Here is a 26,922-nt window from a genome sequence, read left to right as displayed (position 1 = left end):
CCCCTGTTGCCGCCACATACAGCCACAGCGGAAAGGTGATCCTGGCCAGCTTCCGATGCCGTTCAAAGTTTCCGCTCAGCGCCCGCACAAAAGTCACCAACACGAACGGTATGATAACGATAGACAGCAGAATATGAGTAACGAGAATGAAGAAATACACATACCGGATCGTGCCCTCACCACCATAAGCCGTGGATTCAGCGGTCATATGATACGCCACGTACATTAGTAGAAAAGCGACTGAACAGCCGATACAGATCTTAACCAATCGCTCGTGCAGTTTCCTTTTGCCATTGCGGATTGCCACCACTGCGCATACGAGCAGTACGGCAGTAATGCCGTTAATGGTTGCGTAAATGGGCGGTAAAAACGTTAAAGGCTGGACATCGTATCCCAGTTTCCGCAGGTTGACACCGAATAAGAGCGCCACTACCAGGGGGATAACAATGGAAAGAATGACAATCCATTTATTGTATTTCTTTTCTAGGGTCTGCTGTGTCATGAGGTGAAGTCGCTTCGCTAAGCACAAAGATAACAAGAACAGGGACTAAAGGGAAAAGAACGGAGTTTAATGACAAGAAGATGAAAGTCGGGTGCAAGCGGACCTTCCGATGGCTTAAAGCGGGCTCCGCTCCCGAATTTCCTGTACCAGCAACAGTTTAATTTCATCGACGAGCCGGTCGACCTCCTTCCGCTCATTTGCATCATAGTAACCGCGGATACGCCGGTGGGTATCTACCAGAATCAGGGATGGGCTATGGAGAAACAAGGCCTCCCCCCGGGTGGTGTCCTGAACGGCATCTACCAGAAATCCTTCGCGGGCTATGCGGTATACATCATCCTGACCTGCGGTAAGAAAATCCCACTTTTTAGTCTGCGGTGCATATTTTGCCGCATAAGCCTGTAACACATCGGGCGAATCAAAGGCCGTGTCAACCGAAAGTGTGTAGAAGCGGACCAGTCCGTTTGCCGAAAACCGCTCGGCCACGCGGTTCAGCTCATCATTCATATGGTTACAATCCGCAGGACACCGCGTGTAGAAGAAATTCACGACGGACAGGCATGTATCTGAAGCAAGTACCTGCACAGCATTACCGAGCTGGTTGGTGAGGGTGAAAGGTGAAACCTGATGGAACAGGGTATCGGGTATTTTTTCGCCCATACGATTGGTAAACGTACCGGTTAATATCTTCTCCCCATATATCGGCAACTTCGTATACCGGTTTTCACCTTTCTGCTTCAGCAGATAATATAAAAATCCTGGCAGTAGTAAGATACCTGCCAGGATTGCTATTTTTTTCAAACCAAAGGTTCTTCTGGTTCCCTCCATTACGTGCTCGGCCAAAAGGAGAACGGATTGAAATGGGATTTCATATATGCCCCTTCCGTCAACATTAACACGATCAGGTAAACGACAAAGATAAGTACCACGGTCGTTGACATGATGAATCCAAATGTTTCGAATTTCAGGTGCATAAAATAAGCCACAATGTAATATGCCTTAAGCAGTGTTAATACGATATAGACAATATTAACTGCCAGTCCTTTGGCGATAATACCGCCGTGTACCAATACCAACGCGATAAAGAATTCCAGTGCAGTGATTGCCAGCAAGTAGAAGAATACCCGCCATATCTTTCCTTTGGTCATCCCTTCGTGATGCGCCACATCTCCGTGTCCTGCCGTATTATCCTGGTGATTAGAAGCCATAGTTGCTAATTTTTAATGCGATTAAACCAAATAAAAGAATGTAAATACAAATACCCATACCAGGTCGACAAAGTGCCAGTAGAGGCCTACTTTTTCAATCATCAGGTAAGTACCACGACGCTCAAACGTATTCGCCAGTGTCATGCCCAATACAATGATATTCAGGAGAATTCCCACAGAAACGTGAAACCCGTGAAATCCGGTGATCGTAAAAAACAGGTTGGCAAACTGCTGTGCAGAAACTTCCGAGATACCGTTTGTGAAATACGGCGCCAGTGTCTCTGCCGGTGAAACTCCCTCCTGATAAGGGATACTGCCCCACCAAAAACCCTGATGATGCAAGTGTGTCCATTCCAACGCCTGGCAGCCAATGAACATTAACCCGCCAATAATGGTGGCAATCATCCAGCCCACCACTTCCTTTTTGGCATTGCGGTGTCCTGCTTCCACAGCCAGTACCATTGTCACCGAACTCATGATCAGGATAAAGGTCATAATCCCCACAAACACCAGCGGGTAACCACTGTCCGCAATAAACGGAACCGATTGAAACACTTTATCCGGGTCAGGCCAGGTCAGGTGGGCAAACCGCTGTGTGCCATAATAAACCAGGAACGAGGAGAAAGTGAAGGCGTCTGAGACCAGGAAAAACCACATCATGATTTTACCATACTCCACGTCGAAAGGCGACCTTCCTCCGCTCCACCTTCCGGTTTTCACTTTATCCAATTGCGATACAGTAGTGCTCATTGCTTAATTTTGATTCAAAAGTAAAAAAACATAAATATAAATCCACAAAATACCCAAAAAGTGCCAGAATAAGGAAGCAAGCCCCATCCGGAAGACATTGCTAACCTGGGGAATATTCCGGATCCGTCCGATCAATGCCCGAACCAGAACCAAAATACCGGCTACAATGTGTGCCAGGTGCATCCCCGTGAAAATATAAATGAAAGACTGTGAAGCGTTGCTGTTTACGAAAACAATGCCCCGGTCTGCCAATATTCCCCATGCATGCACCTGCATCATAAAAAAGCCGATCCCCAATGCGATGGTGGCTGCCAATAGGCCTTTTTGCCTGCCGAATGCCATTTCCTTCGCTGCCTTCTGCGCCAGGTACATCGTTATACTGCTCACTACAATCAATGCCGTGCTGTATATAAATGCATCCGGGAGTATGGTTTTTATCCCCTTGTCTATCCCCCCTTGGGTATACACGATAAACCCACTTGATAACGCAGCAAACACCATGAACATTCCGATCATGCCCAGCCACAGGTTAAACCGTTTGGCTTTTTGCTGGGTAAGCTGTTCTTTATCTTGCGTATATTGCGCCATAGCGATCATAAGGCTGTAAAATCAAAAAGTAATATCAACTGAATCAATGGCAAATACAGGAACGAGGTAAACATCACCTTCCGTGCGGAAGCCACATCACGATGCAGGAACAATTTTAAACCGTACCAGCTGAACACCAATGCGCCGATCAATGAAACGGCCAATACGAAGTAACCGCCAAATCCCAGGAAATAAGGCAGCAGACTGACCGGCACCATCAGTAGGGTTGAAAACAACACCATAAAAGCCGACACTCTGTCCTTCTTCATTGTAGGCAACAGCCGGAACCCAGCCCGCTTATAATCTTCATCAAGTACCCAGGCAATTGCCCAGAAATGCGGGAATTGCCATACAAACTGAATAATAAATAACACCAGCGGGATAATCACAATTGCCGAGGCATTATACTGGCTGTAAGCGGCCAGGTCATTCTGACTGAACGCAGCATAGTAACCAATCAACGGCGGTAACGCGCCGGGGAAAGCACCGACAAAAACGGCAATCGGCGACTTACGTTTCAATGGTGTATAGAAAAAAGCATATAGCAAAATCGAAAATACAGATAACAGGCCCGCTACAAAATTCAGGGTGACCAGTGTATACGTTCCGGCAATTCCCATCAGTAAGCTTAACACCAATGCCTGCCCGGTGGTCATCCGGCCGGCCGGAATAGGTCGGTCGGCTGTACGTTTCATCAACCGGTCCAGATCACGTTCGATAATTTCATTGAAACCATTGGCCGACCCGGTTACCAGAAAACCGCCGGCTGTCAAAATCAGCCAGTTGATCCAATTGATGTCGCCCTGTTGCTTACTTCCGATCAAAAAAGCAATCGATGCCGAAAAGACTACGGTCATGGTCAGCCGCATCTTAACCAACTGCTTAAGGTCGGCCACAAACTGCTTCACCTCGGCAAACGCTGCTCCCCCGCCGTGCCGTCCAACGACGGCCTCCCCACCAAGCTTCTTGTCTATTTTATGATCCGACATGTTACAACTCCCATTTTTTCTCACCGGGCTGTTTTTCCCAGCAAAAGCATTAAATAATACTGCGCACCGAATAGCAGACTGGCCAGCACCAAATGTGCCGTCTGCGCAAACGGCGGTACATTGAACTGATCCAATATCACCGCGCTGATGATCTGCAACACCAACAGGCCCAATAAAATATTGGTAAACCTGCTTTGGGGTGTATTCGGTGCAAATCTGGAGCGGACGACAAAGAACAGGAACACGATTACCATCGCGGTTACAATGGCCAATGTTCGATGGATATCAAATTCACTCCCCAGCAACCCCAGCCACTCACTCCGAGCGGTATTGGATGACGATATCAGGTCAATCTGTTCACGCACGCCCGTTCCGATAGCTACCTGCACCACAATCAACACCAGCGAAACGCCCGCCAGCCATTTTATTCCGGCTGATGTGTGATTCATCAGGAGGTCCTTGTCGCGCAACGATCGGGCCTTGAAATACGTATAGATACTAATTCCAAGAATCACCAGCGCCAACAGCATATGAACGGTAATAATCCAGGGCATTAGGTTGGTGGAAACCACAATGGAACCCAGCCAAGCCTGGTAACCCACGGCGAACACGTTCACCACGCTCCAGATAAAAATGCGTTTCTTCGTTTTAAAGAACGTAAAGGAAAAAAAAGCGCACAACAGCAACAAAAACCCGGTAATTGCACCTGACAGCCGATTGATATACTCTGTCCAGGTTTTAGCTGCGTTGAACTCCTCGTGCACGAGAATGCTTTCATCGTGCCTGATCCGATTTGCCAGTGTACTGTTCCCGAACCTGTCGAGCATACTGGCAAAGCGCTCGTTCTTTTCCTTTCTCCCGGCGATATACTTTTCTTCATATCCCTCGGGCAACTGTGACACATCCGTAGGCGGCACCAGCCTGTCGAAACATTTCGGCCAGTCGGGGCATCCCATGCCCGAGCCCGTGCTACGTACTACCCCTCCCGCCAAAATCAGCACAAACAACGAGATGATCGTCAATTTGTTGATGCGCAAAAAACGCTTCTCGGCAGGTGGCAGCATAATTTCCTCGCTAACAACCCCCGCGCAGTCCCGTGGGCCCGACGCCCATTGGACTTCGTTGGGCGGTTTCTATTTATTCCGTTTCCTTCTCTGTCTGTGGCTTATTCGCCAATTCCCATTCCCGTTGGATGCGCTCAGCTTCCTGGTCTCCCTCAAAATCATGCGGCAGGTTGGAACTCATCGTTTCCGAAAAAGGCACCGTCTGCGGAATGAAATCCTCGTGGTGGCCGGGCTTGCTGTAATCATATGGCCAACGATGAACGGTCGGAATCTCTCCAGGCCAGTTGCCATGGATGTGTTCCACCGGTGTCGTCCACTCCAGCGTATTTGCACCCCATGGGTTCTGCGTAGCCCGCTTACCAAACCGGATCGATCCGAAGAAGTTCCACAGGAAAGCGACCTGGCCAAGTCCGGCAATAATAGCCGACCAGGTAATAAAGACGTTCACGGAAATCCATTTCTCCATAAACGGAAACTCCGTAAATGCATAGTACCTCCGGGGCACGCCGTCTATTCCCATAAAGTGCATGGGGAAGAACACCATATACGCCCCGATGAAGGTCAACCAGAAGTGTAGATAGCCCAGCTTCTCATCCATCATCCGGCCGAATAGTTTAGGGTACCAATGGTAAACCCCACACAGCATTCCGAAAATGGATGCCGATCCCATAACCAAGTGGAAGTGGGCAACAATGAAGTACGTATCATGCAGGTTGATGTCCAATGCGGAGTTACCTACATAAAGTCCGGTCAATCCACCGGAGATAAAGAAAGATACCATGCCGATGGCAAACAACATAGCCGGGGTAAAACGAATATTGCCCCGCCATAACGTAGCCAGGTAGTTAAATACCTTAACGGCAGACGGCACGGCAATAATCAGCGTTGTAATCATGAACACCCCGCCAAGGAACGGGTTCATCCCGGTCACGAACATATGGTGTCCCCAAACAATAAACGATAACGTAGAGATACCGATCAGGGAGTACACCATCGCGTGGTAACCGAAAATTGGCTTCCTCGAGTTGGTGGAAATCACCTCGGAGGTCAGGCCGAGTGCCGGCATTAATACGATATATACCTCAGGGTGCCCCAGGAACCAGAACAAGTGCTGGAAGAGAACGGGGCTACCGCCTTCATAAGGTAAAATCTGTCCCTGGACCACAAGGTCCGAAAGGTAAAAGCTGGTTCCCACACTCCGGTCAAATATCAGCAGCACAACGGCAGCAACCAGTACCGGGAACGAGAACAACCCCACAATTGCAGTCAGGAAAAGTGCCCAGATCGTCAAAGGCATCTTCCAGAAACTCATCCCTTTCGTACGCATATTCAATATCGTACTGATGTAGTTCGTTCCACCCAGAATCTGGGAAATGATAAACAGCACCATGCTGGTCAGCCACAAAGACATACCCAGTCCGGAACCGCTGATGGCCTTGGGAATTGCCGATAGCGGCGGATAAACCGTCCATCCTGCACTTGCTGGGCCACTTTCAACAAAAAACGAAGAAATCATGACCACACATGCCGTGAAGAAAAACCAATACGAAAGCATGTTCATAAACGGCGACGCCATATCCCGCGCACCCAGCTGATACGGGATGAGGAGGTTGGCAAATGTACCGCTCAACCCAGCCGTCAACACGAAGAATACCATGATGGTACCGTGTATGGTGACCAACGCCAGGAAGAATTCCGGATTAATCCGGCCGCCTTCTGCCCATTTTCCAAGGAAAACCTCCAAAATAGGGAACTCTTTATCCGGCCAAGCCAATTGAAGCCTGAATAATATGGATAATATCATTGCAAAAACAGCCATGATAATACCCGTAATCAGGAATTGCTTCGCAATCATTTTGTGATCTTGGCTAAATACATATTTAGTCCAAAAGGATTCATGGTGATGTCCATGGTCACCGTGGTGGTCCACACTATGAGCGCCTGCGCTTGTTATATTTGACATATCTAACTATTAAATACTTTAATCCTCAATCCATTAGTTTGCGGTAGCCAGCAGCTTGGCGTCCTGTTCGTTTTCTGATTCCGCTTGCTGCGATACCTGAAATTCTTTCCTCAATTCTTCGGTAAAAAAGTAAGGTTGCTCATTGAGCCATGCCTGATATTCTTCTTCTGTTACCACCCGTACCCGCTTCTGCATGTTATAGTGTCCGCCGCCACAGATCTTGGCGCACAGCATCACGAAATCATAATTATAATCGCCCAATTTATCACGCATTTCCTCCGTGGTAATGGTAGGAGTAAACTGGAAATAAGTCTTCATCCCCGGTACCGCGTTCATCTGTACCCTGAAGTCAGGAATAAAGAAACTATGCAGAATATCCTTTGATGTAATCTGGACGCGCACGGGCTTATTAACCGGCAACACAATCTCCGAGCCCAGTTGGTCATCCCAGCTGTTCTTATCGTTAAAATCAATTCCAAGGCCGTTCAACGGGCTGGTCAATTTATAGTTACGTTCGCCGATTTTTCCATCGCGGCCCGGGTAACGGACTGTCCAGGCAAACTGTTCACCCGTCACTTCAATAAGCAATGCATTCTTTTGGTCCTCTTCGGAAACGTTCGTAATGCTCCGCCAGGTAAAGAACCCGAACAGCACCAGGATCGTCAGCACCACCGCAGGAACAATGGTCCAGATTTTCTCGATGGTGTTGTTATGCGGATAAAAATAAGCTTTGCGTGTCGGCGTAGCCCGGTATTTGAAGGCAAAGCCGAACAGGGCAATATGCGTAAGCACCAATACAATGGTAATGATTACGGTGGTCACCAAAAACATGATATCGATCTGCGCACCATGTTCCGTGGCCGCAGCCCGCCAGGCCTGCGTGCCGTGATGGGCATAAGACCAATACACACCGTACAGTCCGGCGATCAGGGAAACCAGGAAAAAATAGGCGTGGAAATTATACATGTAATACTCGGCATCCAAACCATTCATTTTCCGGGTAAGTTCGTATACCTTCAGTATCCGGCCGATTACCGCGACCACCACACAGATCAAAAAGAAGAGCAGGGTATAATAAAAGAAATTAGTATATACCTGCGGATCGATGTCCAGTTTACTTTCGGGTTCCGCTGCCGGTGCAGGCGCAGCAGCTGCCTTGCTTGCCGCCGGCGCTACCGCTGCCGTGTCGGCCAATGCCGCTGTATCCGCAGGCGCTGCATCTCCGGCACTGCTTGCGGAAGCAGTCGTATCGGTAACGCGTGCAGCTGTATCAGCTTCCTGAGAAAATGCCCTGCCTGACAGCCCCATACTGATGCTCAATGCCAGTATAAAAACCGTCTTCAAATTGATATATTTTATAAAGCCCATTTCTAATAATAACGATAATACTAATGTCTCTTATTCTACCAACTTATATTTGATGATGTAAACTTTCCTCCAAGAAGGGGTGTTTTGCGGGTGCCAGGGCGTGTTTACTCAGCTTATTGAGTACCAGGAAGCTAAACAGTCCCACAAAACCCAACGCTGCACCGATCTCGATCCACCCGAATCCACGGTGTGATTCCACCGTGCCGGGCATCACCATAATGTAATAATCAAGCCAGTGTCCGGCCAACAGCAGGATACATACAAAAGCGAGCATGTTCCGGTTACGGACAAAGTCGCGATTGACCAGTATTAATACAGGTGCCACGAAGTTAATCAATATATTAATCCAAAACCAGGGTTTGTATTCCGGTTCCCAGCGTTTATAGAAATATACAGTTTCTTCAGGGATGTTGGCATACCAGATCAGCATAAACTGGGCAAACCATACATATGTCCAGAAGATGGAAAATCCAAAAATCAGTTTTCCAAGGTCATGCAGGTGGTTTTCATTTACCCACGACAGGTAGCCCCTTTTATTCAGCTGGATGATAATAAGCGTAATCACACACAGTCCGCTTACCCACATGGCCGCGAAATTATACCAGCCAAACATGGTCGAAAACCAGTGCGCTTCCAATGACATAATAGTATCAAATGACCAGATCGGTGTGGTGAACCCAAAGATCACCAGAAATAACGCGGAAAGCTTAAAGCTCTTCTTATACGAATGCAGGCTTCCGTCGAGGTCTTCATTGTATGAGTACTTAGCCAACAACCAGGAGCAGATGCTATAAGAGCCCATGAAAACAACCTGGCGGATCAGAAAGCCGGGAGCGTTCAAAAATGAAGCCTTTCCGGCTACCAGCGCGTCGTAATTCGGACTTTGCGGATCCGTGAGCCCTTCGGCATACCAATGATGATACAAATTGTGCGAAAATAATCCGCCAATGATAATGACCAACAGCAACAGTGCAGCAATCGGCAAAACACTTGCCATTGCCTGGGGAATACGGATAAGGCCCGATGACCAGCCGGATTGGGTGACATATTGCACCGCTAAAAAGAATCCGCCCGCTGCACATACGCAGGTAAAATAGTACCCCATCAGCAACAAGTTGGCGTACGTACGCTCCACCATAATATGGTCGCTGGAAAGCAGACCAAAAGCAATGGCCACTACGCCCACAACGATGGCGACCAAACTCAGGGTCTTTGCCCTTCCGGTGAACACAAACTGTTCGGAAAAATTATAATCGTGATGATGACTGTGAGTTCCCATTTAATATAGCTGATATAATATTAATTCTTTTGTAATTCCCTAACGTACATAACTACTTTCCAACGCTCTTCGGGCGACAGCTGGGAAGCATGCGATCCCATCATATTCAATCCATATGTAATCGTGTGGTAAATCTTACCATCGGTTAACGCTGCCATTGCACCTCCCCTGGATGAATTGATCCCATCACTTGCAGCATACGAAGGCGGCGGCGGGAAGTTTTCCAGCATTCTCCGCTCCGTAGACGTCACCAATTCGCGATCCTTTGTGATCGGTCCGTCTCCATGGCCTTCCGGCCCGTGGCAAACGGCACAGTAAGTTTGGTACAACGCTTCCCCTTCGGCCAGGGTCTTTTCTGTTCTTGCCAATGGGTTCACCAATTCGGCACCGGCGCGTTCGTATCCCTCCATGGTGTTGGGATATTCGAATCGCTCGAATCCCACCGGCGTTGTATTGGCCGGAGGTGTCTGCGCTGTCTTTCCGTCCTTGAAATTGTTGTTCGGTTGGTCGGGATTATAGCCAATAGGATCGTACATATTTCTCGAGAATTCCCATCCCCTGCTGCGCGTCGTCCCGTCGCCGCAAGCACTGACCACGGCAGCAATAGCCACCGCCGCACTGATCGCTCCAAGAAAATTCTTCCTATTCATAGCTAACATATTTTCTTTCATTGTACTTAACTTCAACCGCGCCCGCTTCTTTCAGCAGATTCGCTATCTTCTCATGGTCGGTATTTTCCCGGGCATCAATGGCAATGATAAAGCGATCGTCCGACGCCCGCAGATCCATTACCCTGGGGGCACGTCCCGGGAATAAATGATTCCGGAAGAAAAAAGTAGCGACCATACCCAGGGCACACAGCAGAATGGTTACCTCAAACGTTACGGGCACAAAGTTTGGCAGCGGCAAAGCCGGCTTTCCACCGATATTCATCGGCCAATCGTATGTCATGGTATAATACAGGAGGCTGAATCCGAGCATTGTTCCCGTAATACCGAAACAAAAAGCGGCGATCGGCAGCCGTGAGGGTCTCACGCCAAGCTTGGCTTCGATCCCGTGGATCGGCATCGGTGTAAAACAGTCATAAATCCCGATGTTGTTCGCTTGCAGCCTGTCGATCCCATCCATCATTTCATCCGGATCGGCAAAGCTTCCAATGATATATTTTGTATTGCTCATTGCTATTTGATTTCTAACTCTTTAATATCTTCTTCCGTTACGGAATCATATTTCGTCAACGAGTTCCTAAAGAACTCAACCTGTTCCGGATTCAGGTGGCCTTCCTTAACCAGCTTGGTCTTCTGCTGTAAGCTCGCACTCTTCAACAGCAGTTTTACCTCGGCAATGGCAATACTGGGGAGGAACCGCAGGAACAAGAGGAACAAGGTGAAGAACACACCGATTGACCCTACGAAAACCCCAACATCCACCCAGCTGGGGTAGAACATTGCCCAGCTTGAAGGAAGATAATCGCGGTGAAGGGAAGTCACAATGATGACAAACCGTTCAAACCACATCCCGATATTCACCACGATGGATAATACCCAGGAAATCGGAATGCTGGTCCGGATTTTCTTGAACCAGAACAACTGGGGAGAAATCACGTTACACGTCATCATCGTCCAGTATGCCCACCAGTAGGGGCCAGCAATACGATTGGCGAACGCATACATTTCATACTCCGATCCCGAATACCAGGCAATGAACAGCTCTGTCAGGTAGGCGATACCCACAATGGATCCCGTTACCAGAATGATCTTGTTCATCGACTCGATATGGAACATGGTGATGTAGTTCTCGAAATTGAGAACCTTACGCATGACCAGCAACAGCGTCTGTACCATGGCAAACCCGGAGAAAATCGCGCCTGCGACAAAGTATGGCGGGAAGATTGTGGTGTGCCAGCCCGGAATCACGGAAGTGGCAAAGTCCATGGATACGATGGTGTGCACGGAAAGTACCAGCGGGGTGGAAATACCAGCAAGGATCAGCGAAACAATCTCAAACCGCTGCCAGGTCTTTACCGAGCCATTCCATCCGAAAGACATGATGGAATAAATCCGCCGTTTCAGTCCCGCGGCACGATCGCGTACCGAAGCTATATCCGGCAACAGACCGCAGTACCAGAAAACCAGCGATACCGTAAAATATGTTGAAATAGCGAAAGCATCCCAAACCAGCGGGGAGTTGAAATTCACCCAAAGCGATCCAAATTGATTGGGCAATGGGAAAATCCAATAAGCCAGCCAGGGGCGTCCCATGTGTGCAACCACGTATGTGGCGGCACAGATTACCGCAAAGATCGTCATCGCTTCTGCCGAACGGTTAATCGAGTTCCGCCAGTTCTGACGGAAAATCAACAACACGGCAGAAATCAGTGTACCGGCGTGGCCGATACCCACCCACCAAACGAAGTCGGTAATATCCCAGGCCCAGCCCACGGTTTTATTCAGTCCCCAGGCGCCAATACCTGTCCAGAAGGTATAACTTACACTGACCACCCAAAGCAAGGCTCCCAAAGCAGCCAGCGTAAACCCGATCCACCAAGCCTTATTCGGCTTGTTTTCTACCGGAAGCAGAATATCATCCGTCACTTTCGCGTAGGTAATATCCTTCCCGGTAATTAATGGTTCTCTTATTATTGATTCGTTATGCGATGACATAGTATGTTATTTCGAATTAAGCCTCAAATGTATTTCTCACCTTAGTCATGTAACCGACACCCGGCTGTACGTTAAGTTCTTCCAGTACGTAGTAAACCCGTTCGTTACGCAATGCCTTGGAGACCTCCGAATTCGGGTCGTTGGCATCTCCGAAGATAATGGCATTGGCCGAACATGCTGCGCTGCAGGCCAGCTTAATGTCCCCATCCTTCAGCGGGCGTTGCTCAATTTTGGCCTGGAGCTTACCTGCCTGGATCCGTTGGATACACATGCTGCATTTCTCCATCACTCCGCGGGTACGGGATACCACATCCGGATTCAGTACCAATTGGGTAAACTCGTTGTTCAGGTAATTGTCAAACCTGGAGTCATTCCAGTAGTTGAACCAGTTAAACCGGCGCACTTTATATGGGCAGTTATTTGCACAGTACCGTGTACCGAAGCAACGGTTATAGGCCATGTGGTTCAATCCTTCTGAAGAGTGTACGGTAGCCAGTACCGGGCAAACCGTTTCACACGGCGCGTGGTCACAGTGCTGGCATAGCATCGGCTGATGCACTACGGAAACATTTTCGAGGTCCTCAAGCCGGCCGATTTCATCCTCTTCGGTGTACGACTCCCCTTCCTGTTCAATGGTATAGTAGCGATCGATACGCAACCAGTGCATTTCCCGGCGGCGGCGTACCTCATCCCGGCCAACGACCGGCACGTTGTTCTCGACACTGCAGGCAACAATACAGGAACCACATCCCGTACAGGCATTCAGGTCAATCGCCATTACCCATTTATGTCCCGGCTCTTCGTATTTGTCCCACAGGTCATACGTTTTATGCGAGTCCGACCAGCGGCCTGTATTGTGGCTTGGGTCTTCCTTATATTTTGCAAATGTTGTTTCACGGATGATATTACGCCCCTCAATGGTGTGGTGCGTCTGGGTTTGTGCCAGTTCGTACGATCCGCTTGCTTTGTTCAGTTTCGCGGTGGTATTAAACTGCAGCGTTCCGTTAACCATTTTTGCGAAAGGATACGCGTTCTGGCCGACGTTATTTCCGGCTTTACCCACTTTGGTCCGTCCGTACCCAACTGCAATGGACACCGTTCCCATTGCCTGTCCCGGCTGCATCAGCACGGGCAGAATAACCTTATAGCCGTTCTCCCCCTCCACTTCAACTACGCTGTTTTCACCCAGTCCGAGTGACTCGGCAAACTTCGGATTCAGCGCCGCGTAGTTATCCCAGGTTACTTTCGATATCGGGTCAGGCAGTTCCAGCAAGAAAGCGTTGTTCGCCTGGCGGCCGTCGCGAAGCGCGATACTTTGATAAAGCTGCACTTCCACATCTTTGGCCAATGCCTGGCTCTGTTTGGTAATGGCAGCAGCAACAGCAGCGAGGCCCGACGTATCAAACGTATAGGTACCTGCAGGTGCATCGCCCTTATATTCGAAACCGGTCTGCAGCACATCCTTCCAGGTCTTGCTGCTGCCGGCCAGAATATTCTGCTCCCAGTTTGTTTTTACAAAGGTGTAGTAGTCTGTTGTGTCACCGGCCCAGATCAGCAGGCTCTGTTCTGCCTGGCGGGTATTGTAAACCGGATTAATGGTAGGCTGTACGATGGTGTAGTATCCGCCGCGCGGATGGGCATCGCCCCACGACTCAAGGAAATTATGGTTTGGCGCAATGGCATCCAGCTCCGAAGCCGTCTCATCTTCCCGGTCCGCAAAAGAAAGTTTGAACTTAATCTTGTCGAGCGCTGCCTTTACGGCTGTTGCATCAGGGTGGTAATACAGCGGATTGCTGTTCAGGAAAAAAGCCACATCTACATCGCCCCGGTTCGCTTCAGCCAGAAACGCGGAAAATGCTTCCTCATCTCCTTTAAGCAGGTATGAAGGGTTATCCAGATCAATCGTGTTGCCATAGCTTCCCAGCGCCACGTTGATGGCGTTGGTCAGTGTCTGAATGGCGATATCATTGGCACCCGACACGACAACCGCACGGCCCTGCGCCTGCCGCAGTTCCTGCGCAACCAGTTTCAGCGCAGTCTGCGCCTTGTTGTTTGAAGACAGCCCTCCCGGCAACGAACCACCGGTAATGGCATTATACAATGCGATCAGCAGGGGTCCTTCTTCGGAAGGCTTGATGGCTACACGTACGTCGGCATTGGAGCCGGTAAGGCTCATCCCCCCTTCAAACTGGATATGCCGCGACATCCGGCCTTTTTTCAGGCTCTTGTAATCGCGGTTGGAAATATATTGCTGTGTATGTTCTTCGCCGCTTACCCAGGTTCCCAGGAAATCGGCAGCCACGCTGACAATCACATCAGCGCGGTCAAACCGGTACTGCGGCACCACTGCTTTTCCAAAGCTTTGTTGGTTTGCCTTGGTTATGCCACTGTATGAAACGGCGTCCACTTCAATTAAGCGGGTTGTCGGATACTTTTCGGTAAACCGGGCAATCGTCGCCATGGTGGACGGACTGTTCACGGTAGAAGCAATAATACGGATCTGCTTGCCTGCTGCAGCCGCGCTTCCCAACGCGGTCACCACCTGCGTATCCAGCTCATCCCATGACGTATCCGTTCCGTGGAACTTTGGACCCTGCAGCTTCGCCTGATCGTAAAGATCAAGCACCGCGGCCTGCGTCCCTGCGTCCGTTCCGCAGTTCAGTCCCTGTGCTGCCGGATTAGCTTCCAGCAGAATGGGGCGGCCTTCACGGGTTCTCACCAATACACTCTGGCCGTTGAAACTGGATGCATAGAAGTTCGGTATACCGGGGGTAACTTCCTCCGGTTTAATCAGATACGGAATTGATTTATGTAATGGGGTGCGGTTACAGGCTGCCAGCGTTACGGCGCCTACACCAAATCCCAGTGCTTTAAGAAAATCGCGACGCGGCGTTTTCGTACTCAGCCCAGCTTCATTCAATACCTCCTCTACCGGAATCGATTCGGCAAACTCCCCTTTGCTTTTCTCCACAAAAGCGGGCGTCTGCTGCAGTTCTTCCAAACCTTTCCAATATTTCTTGTTGCTATCCATTTAAGCTATATCTAAGATTGCGTATTTCTAATTTGTATTTTATTAATAGTGGCACTTTCCACATTCCAGTCCGCCCAGCATGGCTGCGGTCACTTTCTCGCCTTTCTTCAGTTGCTCGTGTGCAGCAATGAGCTGCTCGTAATAAGCATTATCTGCGTTTACTTCGGTCCGCTGGTGACAGTCTACACACCATTTCATCGTGAGCGGCGAGTACTGGTATACCTCCTCCATGGTGTTGATCGGACCGTGGCAGGTTTCACACTCCACACCGGCAACAACCACGTGTTGTGAGTGGTTAAAGTAGGCGAAGTCCGGCAGGTTGTGGATCCGTACCCATTCGATAGGCCGTTTGTTCGGGCCGTATTCCATTGTTTCCGGGTTGTAATCCAGGGCGCGGTAAATTTTTGCGATCTCCGGTGAAAGTTCACCGTCGTATTTCTCGCTCGCCGTAATGGCTGTATGGCAGTTCATACATACGTTAGCCGAAGGAATGGATGCGTTTTTCGATTTATAGGCCCCGCCATGGCAGTACGCACAATCGATCTGATTCACCCCAGCGTGCAGCTGGTGCGAGAACTTGATCGGCTGCACCGGCTGATAGCCCTCATGTACACCTACATTCCACAGGGTCTTCCAACCCGCCGAACCCAGGAATACCGCCAGCAACAGCACGGTAAAAAATACCAGTTTCTTATTCTTGGCCATCCGCTTAAGGGTAGCCATGTAATCTTTACCCGGTGCTTTCTCCGTCGGATCGGGGATCACGGGTTTGCTGTTCGCCAGCACGCGCTCCAGGGTACGGATTACCTTGTTGAGCACTAAGATAACACCGAAAGCCAGTGCGATAACGGCGACCAGTCCAATAATCATGAAATTGCTGGCGTCACCGCTGGCTGCTGCCGCCCCGGCTGCCCCCCCTGCTGCGCCACCGGCTGCATCGCCGCCGGCCGCTTTTTTCCCTTCCTCTGCCTTAACGTATGCCAGGATGTTTTTGATATTGTCTTCAGAAAGCTGGGGAAAAGCCGTCATCGCCGCATTCGGAAACTGGGCATCCAGTGCCACCGCAGCAGCATCACCCGAAGCAATCATGGCCGGAGCATTGTGAATCCACTTGAGCAGCCAGGCCTCATCGTGCCGCTCGCTTACACCCGCCAGCTCAGGCCCCAGAAACTTGCCGAAGACTTTGTGGCAAGTGGAACAGTTGGCCTTGAACAAGGTTTCGCCCTCTTTCGCATCCTGGGCCTGTAAGGTAGAAACCGCAAATAATAATCCCAACGCAACCGAAACGGGCTTTGCAAATCTTCCAAAAAACAATGAGATATTTCTCATATTGAGCACTTTATACTGTTTATGATGAATATAAAAGTTTGGGTTATCTGTGTGAATGGATTTACCCTTTTTTATTATTGCCACAAAAGTATAACTTATTGCTGTATCGATGACACTTTGATGACCTAATTTAATAATTTATAATCGTTCTAAATTGATCAAAAACGAAGATTTCAGCGCATATAGCGTAATTTCTTTGAAAAAGTCATTCGGTGCAGGCGGTTGATTTTGGTTTGTGCATTTTGATTTTTCAATCGAATTGTTTAGTATCTGAAACCGCGTTAAAGACACCTGTCTTACCAACCGGAAGGTATCTCCATATTTCTCCTTTCGTGGCTCCGGCGAATCCCGGGATCCGCCTACTTAAAACTTTTTTTGCTTTTTTTCGTATATTCGTATGGAACTGTCCCGTTTATTTCTGCAGACGGCACCGGGTTTCCCAGCAATGCCGGCCATGCAGGTGGTTAGTCCACCGGCCGGGGCAGCGTATAACGCCAATGCATGTCAATATGGACACGAAGAAACATAACGAATTAACCCCCGAAGAGGAGTACATCCTGGTGCATAAGGGCACTGAAAGGCCGTTTACAGGGGAGTTATTGCACAACAAGGCCAAGGGCACCTATGTCTGCAAGCGCTGCGGTGAGCCACTCTACCGCTCGGAAGATAAATTTGAATCGCATTGCGGCTGGCCCAGTTTTGACGATGAGATTGCCCATGCGGTCAGGCGCGTACCCGATGCGGACGGCCGCCGGACGGAAATCGTATGCGCCAATTGTGGCGGGCACCTGGGCCATGTCTTTCTTGGCGAGCAGTTCACAGCCAAGAATACACGGCATTGTGTCAATTCCCTGTCCATGAAATTCATCCCCGAAGTGTAACCCCTACCCCGGTTATTTTTTCAATGAGGACTCCCTGATCAGCAGCGCCGAAGGAAGCACCACCTGTTTCAATGCCCGCTCTTTACCGTCGAGCTGGTTCAGCAGGATATTGATCAGTTCGTCTGCAATGGCCTCGATGGGTTGTGATACCGCTGTAATTGTCGGTGAAAACAACTTGAACAGCGTGTGGTCGTCGTAGGAAACAACGGCAGGCATTGGCATGTCAAGCTGCTTGATGGCCTTCAGCCCCGAGATGGCTAGGTAATTGGTGGCAAAGAAAACGGCATCGGGCTGCTGCTCGGCCAGAAACGACTGAAAATCCGCAATCGCTGCCTGTTCATCGTGAGTAACGTTGACCTTTTTTACATAGGGTTGCAGCTTGTAGGTGTCGATGGCCCGCATATAACCATCCATCCGGTCGCGCATCTGGGTCTGTGAAGAATACAGGGTTACCAATGCAATGCGCTTATAGCCCTGTTCGGCCAGGTGAGCCGTGGCATCATAAGCTCCTTTTATGTTGTCTGAAACCACGTAGTTGGTTTGCAGGTTCGGCAAATAACGGTCGAACAGCACCAGGGGTAGCTGGCTGCTAAGTAGCGACTGGATGGTTTCCGCTAGGCCTTCAGATGGTGTGATAATGTACCCATCGACATGACGGTCGCGGAAAAGCTGTACCAAAGCGATTGTCCGGTCTACGTCGTTGTCTGTGCTGCAATAAATAATCCGGTACCCCCGGCTGTAGGCCTTCGCCTCGATAAACCGGGCAATATTGGCAAAGAACGGATTGGAGATATCCTCAATGACCAGCCCGATGATTTTCGTTTTCCCCGTGCGCAGGCTTTTAGCCAGTTCGTTGGGTTTATAACCGACTTTTTTCACGTGATCCAGCACCCGCTTTGTCAGTCCCTCGCTGATCCGCTTTTCTTTGGCCTTGCCGTTGAGAATAAACGATACCGTGGTTACGGATATCCCCAAATCTTTCGCAATATCACTGATGAGTATTTTTTTCTTCATATTTGCTGATGCTGGTTAATTTCACTGGTATTGGTGCTTGGTTTTCCTTTTTCCCCGGTGGGGCATCATACCCCTGCTGCTCCCCTAACATCACCATTCCGTTTAGCAAAAAATGCTTAACGTTTAGCACACCGGCAAACGTATGCAATAAATTGAATTTATCCGCAAAATTTCAGCAAACATTTTTACTTATCGTAAATAATCCGTTAGTTTTACCAAAAAAGAATTGCTAACTTTATTCGGAATCAATTTTATGCTAATACGTTTAAGCGCCTGTATTTTGCTTTCCATTGCTTCGATATACTCCCGGGCACAGTCGCCATTGGCGTCCTATGTCGATCCGTTTATCGGCACAGGCGGCCACGGGCACACCTTTCCCGGCGCCACCGTTCCCTTTGGGATGGTGCAGTTGAGTCCGGACAATGGACGGCAGGGATGGGACTGGTGCAGTGGCTACCACTACAGCGACAGCCTGATTGCCGGCTTCAGTCACACCCACCTGAGCGGAACGGGGATCGGCGACTGGCTCGATATATCCGTGATGCCGCTGACCACGCCGCTGGCCGACACCGCTGCTCCGCCGAGGATACCGTTCAGCCATACGGACGAAGGTGCTTCGCCGGGGTATTATTACGTTACGCTCGGCAACGGCGTCAAAGCGGAGCTCACCGCAACCGCGCGCTGCGGATATCATCGATATACCTTTCCACGGGGAAGCACCCCCACACTCCGCTTCGACCTCGGTTTCCACGTCAACTGGGACACACCCACGGAAACGCACATCACCATCCTCAACGACAGCACGCTGGTAGGCTATCGTTATTCCACGGGCTGGGCCCAGGTACAGCGCATCTATTTTGCCGCGCGGACGTCCACACCATTCACCGGAACGATCCTGCACGACGGGCAGACGGCATCGGACATGACCGACATGGTAGAAACGTATGACAAAGGAACAGGTGTGGCAGCACAGCTGCTGTTCGATCCCGCCACGACCGAAACCATTGAACTCAAGGTAGCGCTGTCCACCACCAGTTACGACAAGGCACTTGATGAACTGAATGCCCGGCCACAGGAGGATTTTGCCGCCGCATACCGAGCTGCGGAAGGCCTGTGGGAACAGGAACTGCGGAAAGTCACCGTCAAAACGAATGACGATTCGCTGAAACGGGTATTCTACACCGCCCTGTACCACACGGCCATTGCACCTACCCTGTATGCCGATGCCGATGGTGAATACCAGAATGCGCTCGGCGACGTGCATACGATGCCGGACGGCGCGCAGCGGTATACCCTCTTTTCCCTGTGGGATACGTTCCGTGCGCTAAACCCGCTGTTTACCCTCACCCAGCCCGGCCGGTATGCTGACATCCTGAACAGCATGCTTGCCTTCCATGATGAAAACGGACTGCTGCCGGTGTGGGATCTCAGCACCTGGGAGACGAATACCATGACCGGATACCACGCCATCCCCGTACTGGCCGATGCAATCCTGAAAGACTGGCCCGGACTGGATGCGGAGCGGGCCTACCGGGCCATGATCCGCAGCGCGCACCAAGACATACGCGGCGTGCCGGATTACATCGAATACGGCTACCTGCCGCAGGATAAAGCCGGCGGTAGCGTAACGGTGACGCTGGAATACGCATTTGACGATTGGTGTATCGCCCAGGTGGCGAAAAAACTAGGGAAACATGCCGATTACGCTACTTTTATCGACCGTTCAAAATCCTATACCCAACTTTTCGATCCGGGCACCGGTTTCATGCGTGCAAAGACCAGCGACGGCAACTTCGTGGAACCATTCGATCCATTTTGGTCTGAACACAACTTTGACAAAAGCCAATACATCGAAGGGAATGCCTGGCAGCACACTTTCTTTGTGCCGCATGACGTCCGCGGGCTGGCGGAACTCTATGGCGGAAATGACGCATTGGTCCGTAAGCTCGACGAACTGTTTGCTGCACCGTCGGCAATGCGGGGCGAAAACGTATCACCCGATGTAAGCGGTTTTATCGGGCAGTATGCACATGGAAATGAACCCAGTCACCATATTGCATACATGTACACCTACCTGGGCGAACCGTGGAAGACACAGGAAAAGGTACGGCTCGTGCTTGATTCGATGTACCATGCCCGCCCCGACGGCTATGCAGGCAATGAAGATGCCGGACAGATGAGCGCGTGGGCCGTCTGGAGTATAGCCGGTCTCTATCCCGTAAATCCCGCCAATGGCGAGTATGTGTTCGGCAGCCCGGCCGTCGACGAAACTACTTTCGCACTGGCCGGAAACCGTACGTTTACCGTACGTGCACGGAATAACAGCAGCGAAAACCGGTATATCCAATCGGCGACACTCAACGGCGAACCTTACGATAGAGCCTACATCCGGCATGAGGATCTGGTGAAGGGAGGGGAACTGGTGTTGGAAATGGGTGCAAAACCCAGTAAACGTTTCGGACGGAAGCCGGAAACCTGGCCCGGGGGACTGTAAAACAAAAAAGCCGGACATCATGGATGTCCGGCTCTTTATATGCGGTAACACCGCGTAATTACGCTTCGTTCTTCTCGGGACGCGGGATCAGCGCCTTACGGGAGAGTTTCAGTTTGCCCTGTTTATCAATATCCAGCAACTTCACTTTCACGGTATCGCCCACATTGAAGATACCGTCCATGGTCTCGAACCGTTTCCAGTCGATTTCCGAGATGTGGAGTAACCCGTCTTTACCGGGGATAATCTCAACAAATGCGCCGAAAGGCATAATGGATTTGACCTTTCCTTCGTATACCTCACCTACCTCAGGTTTGGCCGCAATAGCTTTGATACGCCTTACCGCATCATCGATTGCCGCCTTATTATCGGCAAACACCTGCACAACACCTTTACCGTCGATTTCCTCGATGGCAATTGTTGCACCGGTTTCCCGTTGCATTTCCTGAATGATCTTGCCACCCGGTCCGATCACCGCACCGATAAACTCTTTGTCTATGCTGAAGCTAACAATACGCGGTGCATGCGGTTTGTAGTCCGCGCGCGGCTCGGCAATGGTTTTTCGCATTTCGTTGAGGATATGCAGCCGGGCTTCTTTCGCTTGTTCCAACGCCTGGGTGAGCACTTCCCACTTCAGGCCATTGATCTTCAGGTCCATCTGGCAGGCCACGATTCCTTTTTCAGTTCCGGTTACTTTAAAGTCCATATCGCCCAAGTGATCCTCGTCGCCCAGAATATCGCTCAGGATGGCGTATTTTCCGGTCTTTTCGTCCGTTATCAAGCCCATGGCTATACCCGATACCGGTGCCTTGATCTTAATGCCGGCATCCATCAGGGCCAGGGTACCGGCGCATACTGTCGCCATCGACGACGAACCGTTGGACTCCAGGATATCCGAAACCACCCGGATGGTATATGGGTTTTCATCGCCGGTAGGCAGCACCTGTTTCAGCGAACGCATCGCCAGGTTACCATGGCCAACTTCCCGTCTGCCAGGTCCGCGGTTAGGGCGTACCTCACCCGTTGAAAATGCGGGGAAATTATAATGCAGGAGAAACCGGTTATATCCGTGGATAAATGCGCCGTCGATCAGCTGCTCATCATCCTTGGCACCCAGGGTCACAGAAGTGAGGGACTGCGTTTCCCCGCGGGTGAACACCGCCGATCCGTGTGCTGCGGGCAGGTAATCCACCTCGCTCCAGATGGGGCGTACCGTACGTGAATCGCGACCGTCCAGCCGGATGCCTTCATTTAATATCAAATTACGGACGGCATCATACTGCACGTCATGGTAGTATTTTTTTACCAGGAACACGGTATCGTCGTCGAGTTCTTCACCCAATGTCTGAATAAATTCCTCACCGATCTGTTTAAACTGCTCGCTCCGGTCGTGCTTAGCCGACGCCGTTTTGGCCACTTGGTATACCTTATCGTAGGTAGCCGCAAAAATCTGGTCGCGCAGCTCGGGATTACTTGGCTCATGGCTATATTCCCGTTTGGCAGTTTTACCTGCTAACTGCGATAATTCAACCTGGGCAGCCACTTGCTTTTTAATGGTCTGGTGTGCAAATTCAATGGCTTCGACCATCTCCGCTTCGGAAATTTCCTTAGACTCACCTTCCACCATTACAATATCCTGCGCGGTACCGGCTACAATAAATTCGAGTGTTGCCCGCTCCAGTTCGCTCAACAACGGGTTAATCACCAGCTGGCCATCCACTTTCGCCACACGCACTTCGGAAATCGGTCCGTTAAAGGGGATGTCCGATACCGCAAGTGCTGCCGAAGCGGCCAATCCGGCCAGTGCATCCGGCATAATGTCTTTATCTGCGGAAATCAGGGAAATCATTACCTGGGTATCCGCGTGGTAATCTTCGGGGAATAGCGGGCGCAGGGCGCGGTCCACTAAACGGGAAATCAATATTTCGTAATCCGATAACCGGGCCTCACGGCGTAAAAACCCTCCCGGAATCCGCCCGGTAGATGCATATTTTTCCTGGTAATCGACGGAAAGCGGCAGAAAGTCCGCTCCGGGTTTAGGCTCCTGTGCAGAAACCACCGTGGCCAATAGCATGGTATCACCCTGTTTGACCACCACCGAACCGTCGGCCTGTTTGGCCAGTTTGCCGGTGGAGATTTCGATATGGCGTCCATTGCCGATATCGATTGTTGTTTTGATCTCGTTGTAACTCATCTGTTGTTTCAAATTCGGCGCACTGTTCGTCTTCAGGCAGTACACCATGGATATATTAGACTTTTTATTTGCTCACAAACATAACTAAATTGGCATTTATCTACAGTATATAAAATGCAAATTAGTCCATCCTTCATACGGCAGCTGAAACCAGCACCCGATGACTAAAAAAATAAAAAACCACTCACCCGCTGAACGGCGGACGAATGGCTTTATTGAAAATGTTAACTGAAAGCTACTTGATGATATCCCTCAAGCCCAATGCCTTAATTACGGCACGGTAGCGTTCAATATCCTTGTTGTAGAGGTATTTCAACAAGGCACGGCGCTTACCCACTAATTTCTGCAAAGAACGTTGTGTGGCAAAGTCTTTCCTGTTCGTTTTCAAATGCTCAGTTAAGTGAGCAATCCTTTTGGTGAATAAAGCCACCTGACCTTCCGCGGAACCGGTATTTGTTGCGCCTCCGGCGTATTCGGCGAAAATATCCGCCTTGTACTCTTTACTTAAATACATTACTGTGAATAATATTAAAGCGTTAAAAAATTAATTAATTGGCTGCAAAGGTACGCCAATTTTTAATAGCCTCCAAATCACACCTTCACGTATATTTTCTTTTGATCCATCACGTAACAGATTGCCCAGCAAAACCCGACAAAAACGAGGGCATAACAAAGCGATCCGATTTCCGGCGGACCCGGTACACGGGCGCAGACATGGGTATAAAACCAGCCAAGCGGTGTGGTATACAGGGTTTCCCCGGCATCATTCACGCCTGTACTGATGCGGAACAGGCCCAGCAACCGCGGCAGCAGGCCACTAAGCACAAAAATAAACAGCGGATTTTTACCAAAAACGTCAAAGAAGCGGGTAAGCCAGTTGCGCACATCCAGCACTTCGATATACCAGATCATCACGCCGATGGCAAACAGCGCCAGTCCGGTAGTATACAGCACATAGGAACTTGTCCATATTTTCTTGTTGATGGGAAATCCCAATCCCCAGCACAGGCCGGCTACATACAAGAGCACTGCCATCACCAACAGACCGCCCAGCATCCGGTAAATAGACCCGTCCCGGTTAGGCAACCTTGGCCACAGCCAGGATACCTCTCCCTTTTCCCTTATGTAGCGACCGGTCAGGTAACCGAATATAACCTGTACAATGGAAGGCAGGGTACTCATTAATCCCTCGGGTTCAAACGGCACCCCTTCACCCCGGTATAGGTGAGCAACACCGATTACCCGCTGGTCAATGGCATTACCGAACCAGCCCGCTAAACTGTAGGGATCGGCTCCGCCGAATGCCGCACATAATCCCCAGTAAAGCAGCAGCAACAAGGCAGAAACAACAATAACGGATTTCTCCTTCAGGTAATAGACGATGATGGATGCGAAGCAATAAGCCAGCGCAATACGCTGCAGTACCCCAAGGATACGGATACCCCGCTCGGGATCTTCCGGATTAACCCAGTGCTTAAACGCCAGTGCATCGCCATCCCACTGCACAAACGGCCACCAGTTGATAAACAGCCCGATCAGAAAGATCAGTGCCGTCCGTTTCAACACCTTTTTCCAGAAGACTGCATTACCGGCTTCGCGGAGGCGGGGCATCACGAATGCCATGGCATTACCCACCGCAAAAAGAAAGAAAGGGAACACCAGGTCCGTGGGCGTCGCGCCATGCCATGCCGCATGCTCCAGCGGGGAAAAGATGTGTGACCAAGTACCCGGGTTGTTTACCAATATCATGAGTGCCACCGTGGCGCCCCGGAAGACATCAAGGGAATAATACCGTTGGTTCATTGTTCAGGGAATGAAGTTTATAATTTAGGTAAAGCTACAATTTTTTAAATAATACTGTTTCAGCCGATGCTATTTTTTAGTGCGTTGACCCTGCTTTGCCATCAATCGGGATCCATGCGCCCGTTTGTCCGGAATGAGGGCACCCCTGTCCGGGACTGGTTCGGGATACGTCCGGGGTGAGTCCAGTATGAGTCCAGAGTGAGTCCAGTATGAGTCCAGGGTAAGTCCACCATTTCCGCCACAATACTGGTGTCACCCTGCACACAGGCCGGCCACAACCCCAATTGATGATGAAGCGGGCGCCCCGCAACCCCGATTAACCATCGAATCTGCCGGAAAGCCGCACGACGCGGGCCTGCTTTTAATACCAATACGGATAGGGATTCATCTGATGGCGCCAGGAAAGCCAATGACCAGGTTTAACTATCAATACATTACGTCATCTTATTTAATTTTTTTAAAAAGTATTGCAATAAAAATATTTATTTTATTAAGTTTGTATTACATTTTAAAAACCAATTTTAACTTAACCAACCTGTGAAAAGACAACGCGAGGACCAATTGCGGAAAACGGTATTCAAACTCCTTTACTATAAAGGTGCGCTTTCCTTAATGGAATTGAGCACGGGCACCAAAAAAAGCATCCCGAACATTACGAAAGTGGTTAACGGGCTCATTCAGGACGGGTATGTCGTTGGACAGGGGCTCGCACCTTCCACAGGCGGACGGAGAGCGGTAAAATACCGGTTAAACAAAAAAATGAAACAATACATCGTCGTGGTGGCCATGGACCAGTTTGTCACCCGCATTGTACTGTACAACCTGCTTAATGAAACGGTTTATCCTGAAGCGACCATCACGCTGCCCCTGCAGGACAACGAGGGTGCCTTTGACCAGCTCTGCGCATTTATTGACGATTACCTTGACGGATCGGCAATAGATCGCCGGCACCTATTGGGTGTTGGAATAGGCATGCCGGGGTTTGTCGATGTGGAACGCGGCGTCAATGCCTCCTATTTATACGAAGAAAATGAAACCGTTGGCCTGCGGGAGAAATTAACCCAGCGGCTAGGCCTGCCGGTTTATATTGAAAACGATTCAAGCGCAATAGCCATTTCCGAATTGCATTTCGGGGCTGCAAAAGGCATGAAGGACGTCATGGTGGTTAACGTGGGCTGGGGAATCGGTCTGGGAATGATCGTCAACGGGAGCCTGTTCCGCGGCCACAACGGGTATGCGGGTGAATTCAGCCACATTCCGCTTTCGGATTCCAATAACCTATGTCCCTGTGGAAAAAGGGGGTGTCTGGAAGTCGTGGCATCGCTGCTCGTGGCGGTGGAAAATGCCAAGCGGGCAATGGCAGAAGGGGGAATATCCAGCCTGAGCAAGCTTTTCTCCGATAAAACCAAGGCGGAAGGCGACCACCTGATTGCCGCGGCCCGTAAAGGCGACCAATTAGCGATACGTGTGCTCACGGATGCGGCGTTTATGATGGGCAAAGGCATTGCCACACTGATCCACATCATGAATCCCGAACGGGTGGTGCTCAGCGGCCGTGGGGGAGCGGCCGGCAACCTGCTGCTGCCACCGGTATATCGCGCCATCCATGAATTCTGCATCCCCAAGTTGGTGGAAAACACCGACGTGGTGGTATCCGATCTCACGTATCGGGCCGAGTTTCTTGGCGCAGCCAGCCTAGTCGTGGAGCACTGTATACTGGAAGAAAAAACGATAACTGATCGAGCCAAGCAAGAAGTGTTAAGCGTTCCGTAACGAATTACAACACCTTTTAAACCTAATTATAA

General features: G+C 50.1%; 22 protein-coding genes. 3 read left to right on the top strand and 19 right to left on the bottom strand.

What is annotated here, in order from left to right; all coding sequences use genetic code 11:
* From ABWO75_RS03890 to ABWO75_RS03820, 15 genes are all read right to left on the bottom strand, one after another.
* Positions 1-502, bottom strand: a 502-nt coding sequence (locus ABWO75_RS03890) for a DUF420 domain-containing protein (RefSeq protein ID WP_353182755.1), incomplete at its 3' end; no start/stop codon positions are given.
* 114 nt (positions 503-616) lie between these two features.
* Positions 617-1,303: an SCO family protein gene (locus tag ABWO75_RS03885; RefSeq protein ID WP_353182753.1), complete on the bottom strand. Its 687-nt coding sequence runs from the start codon at positions 1,301-1,303 to the stop codon at positions 617-619.
* 26 nt (positions 1,304-1,329) lie between these two features.
* Entirely contained in the window at positions 1,330-1,710 is a 381-nt protein-coding gene (locus ABWO75_RS03880) for a cytochrome C oxidase subunit IV family protein (protein ID WP_353182751.1), read from the bottom strand.
* Between the two features lie 21 nt (positions 1,711-1,731).
* Complete coding sequence (locus ABWO75_RS03875; RefSeq protein WP_353182749.1) at positions 1,732-2,460, bottom strand: cytochrome c oxidase subunit 3; 729 nt, start codon at positions 2,458-2,460, stop codon at positions 1,732-1,734.
* Between the two features lie 3 nt (positions 2,461-2,463).
* The gene (locus ABWO75_RS03870) at positions 2,464-3,048 is read right to left on the bottom strand and encodes a cytochrome c oxidase subunit 3 (protein ID WP_353182747.1); all 585 of its coding nucleotides are present in this window, start codon (positions 3,046-3,048) and stop codon (positions 2,464-2,466) included.
* Positions 3,049-3,053: 5 nt separating this feature from the next.
* Positions 3,054-3,956, bottom strand: coding sequence for a heme o synthase (cyoE, locus tag ABWO75_RS03865; RefSeq protein ID WP_353182759.1), 903 nt, complete (start codon positions 3,954-3,956; stop codon positions 3,054-3,056).
* A gap of 101 nt (positions 3,957-4,057) precedes the next feature.
* On the bottom strand, positions 4,058-5,101 hold the full coding sequence (locus ABWO75_RS03860) for a COX15/CtaA family protein (RefSeq protein WP_353182745.1): 1,044 nt from the start codon (positions 5,099-5,101) through the stop codon (positions 4,058-4,060).
* 73 nt (positions 5,102-5,174) lie between these two features.
* Positions 5,175-6,956, bottom strand: a complete 1,782-nt coding sequence (locus ABWO75_RS03855; RefSeq protein WP_257658333.1) for a cytochrome c oxidase subunit I — start codon at positions 6,954-6,956, stop codon at positions 5,175-5,177.
* Positions 6,957-7,097: 141 nt separating this feature from the next.
* Entirely contained in the window at positions 7,098-8,408 is a 1,311-nt protein-coding gene (locus tag ABWO75_RS03850) for a cytochrome c oxidase subunit II (protein ID WP_353182743.1), read from the bottom strand.
* A 67-nt stretch (positions 8,409-8,475) separates the two neighbouring features.
* Entirely contained in the window at positions 8,476-9,711 is a 1,236-nt protein-coding gene (locus ABWO75_RS03845) for a quinol:cytochrome C oxidoreductase (protein WP_353182741.1), read from the bottom strand.
* Positions 9,712-9,731: 20 nt separating this feature from the next.
* A complete protein-coding gene (locus tag ABWO75_RS03840) occupies positions 9,732-10,382 on the bottom strand; it encodes a c-type cytochrome (protein ID WP_353182739.1) in 651 nt (216 codons plus the stop codon).
* Positions 10,354-10,890, bottom strand: coding sequence for a DUF3341 domain-containing protein (locus ABWO75_RS03835; RefSeq protein WP_353182737.1), 537 nt, complete (start codon positions 10,888-10,890; stop codon positions 10,354-10,356). The genes ABWO75_RS03840 and ABWO75_RS03835 overlap by 29 nt, the downstream gene beginning before the upstream one ends.
* Positions 10,891-10,892: 2 nt before the next feature.
* A complete protein-coding gene (gene nrfD, locus ABWO75_RS03830; protein WP_353182735.1) occupies positions 10,893-12,374 on the bottom strand; it encodes an NrfD/PsrC family molybdoenzyme membrane anchor subunit in 1,482 nt (493 codons plus the stop codon).
* A 16-nt stretch (positions 12,375-12,390) separates the two neighbouring features.
* On the bottom strand, positions 12,391-15,405 hold the full coding sequence (locus ABWO75_RS03825; protein ID WP_353182733.1) for a TAT-variant-translocated molybdopterin oxidoreductase: 3,015 nt from the start codon (positions 15,403-15,405) through the stop codon (positions 12,391-12,393).
* Positions 15,406-15,447: 42 nt separating this feature from the next.
* Positions 15,448-16,734, bottom strand: a complete 1,287-nt coding sequence (locus ABWO75_RS03820) for a c-type cytochrome (protein WP_353182731.1) — start codon at positions 16,732-16,734, stop codon at positions 15,448-15,450.
* 509 nt (positions 16,735-17,243) lie between these two features.
* Between ABWO75_RS03820 and ABWO75_RS03815 the strand changes: the two genes are divergently transcribed.
* Positions 17,244-17,615, top strand: coding sequence for a methionine-R-sulfoxide reductase (locus ABWO75_RS03815; RefSeq protein ID WP_353182729.1), 372 nt, complete (start codon positions 17,244-17,246; stop codon positions 17,613-17,615).
* Between the two features lie 12 nt (positions 17,616-17,627).
* Here ABWO75_RS03815 and ABWO75_RS03810 read toward each other — a convergent pair whose 3' ends face one another.
* Entirely contained in the window at positions 17,628-18,629 is a 1,002-nt protein-coding gene (locus ABWO75_RS03810; protein WP_353182727.1) for a LacI family DNA-binding transcriptional regulator, read from the bottom strand.
* Between the two features lie 253 nt (positions 18,630-18,882).
* Here ABWO75_RS03810 and ABWO75_RS03805 point away from each other — a divergent pair, with 253 nt between their 5' ends.
* The gene (locus ABWO75_RS03805) at positions 18,883-21,123 is read left to right on the top strand and encodes a GH92 family glycosyl hydrolase (RefSeq protein ID WP_353182725.1); all 2,241 of its coding nucleotides are present in this window, start codon (positions 18,883-18,885) and stop codon (positions 21,121-21,123) included.
* 58 nt (positions 21,124-21,181) lie between these two features.
* On the opposite strand, the gene pnp is transcribed toward ABWO75_RS03805, so the two are convergent.
* The 3 genes from pnp to ABWO75_RS03790 all read right to left on the bottom strand — a co-directional run bounded on the left by pnp (position 21,182) and on the right by ABWO75_RS03790 (position 25,117).
* The gene (gene pnp / locus ABWO75_RS03800; protein ID WP_353182723.1) at positions 21,182-23,314 is read right to left on the bottom strand and encodes a polyribonucleotide nucleotidyltransferase; all 2,133 of its coding nucleotides are present in this window, start codon (positions 23,312-23,314) and stop codon (positions 21,182-21,184) included.
* Positions 23,315-23,549: 235 nt separating this feature from the next.
* Positions 23,550-23,828, bottom strand: a complete 279-nt coding sequence (rpsO, locus tag ABWO75_RS03795; RefSeq protein WP_353182721.1) for a 30S ribosomal protein S15 — start codon at positions 23,826-23,828, stop codon at positions 23,550-23,552.
* Between the two features lie 77 nt (positions 23,829-23,905).
* Positions 23,906-25,117, bottom strand: a complete 1,212-nt coding sequence (locus ABWO75_RS03790) for an acyltransferase family protein (protein ID WP_353182719.1) — start codon at positions 25,115-25,117, stop codon at positions 23,906-23,908.
* A 537-nt stretch (positions 25,118-25,654) separates the two neighbouring features.
* Here ABWO75_RS03790 and ABWO75_RS03785 point away from each other — a divergent pair.
* Complete coding sequence (locus ABWO75_RS03785) at positions 25,655-26,890, top strand: ROK family transcriptional regulator (RefSeq protein WP_353182717.1); 1,236 nt, start codon at positions 25,655-25,657, stop codon at positions 26,888-26,890.
* The last annotated feature ends 32 nt before the right edge of the window (positions 26,891-26,922 follow it).

Source organism: Parapedobacter lycopersici, assembly GCF_040395035.1.
In the GTDB taxonomy this organism is placed as follows: Bacteria; Bacteroidota; Bacteroidia; order Sphingobacteriales; family Sphingobacteriaceae; genus Parapedobacter; species Parapedobacter lycopersici_A.
Note: the sequence above shows the minus strand (reverse complement) of the source record. Positions and strands in the feature narration are given on the sequence as shown.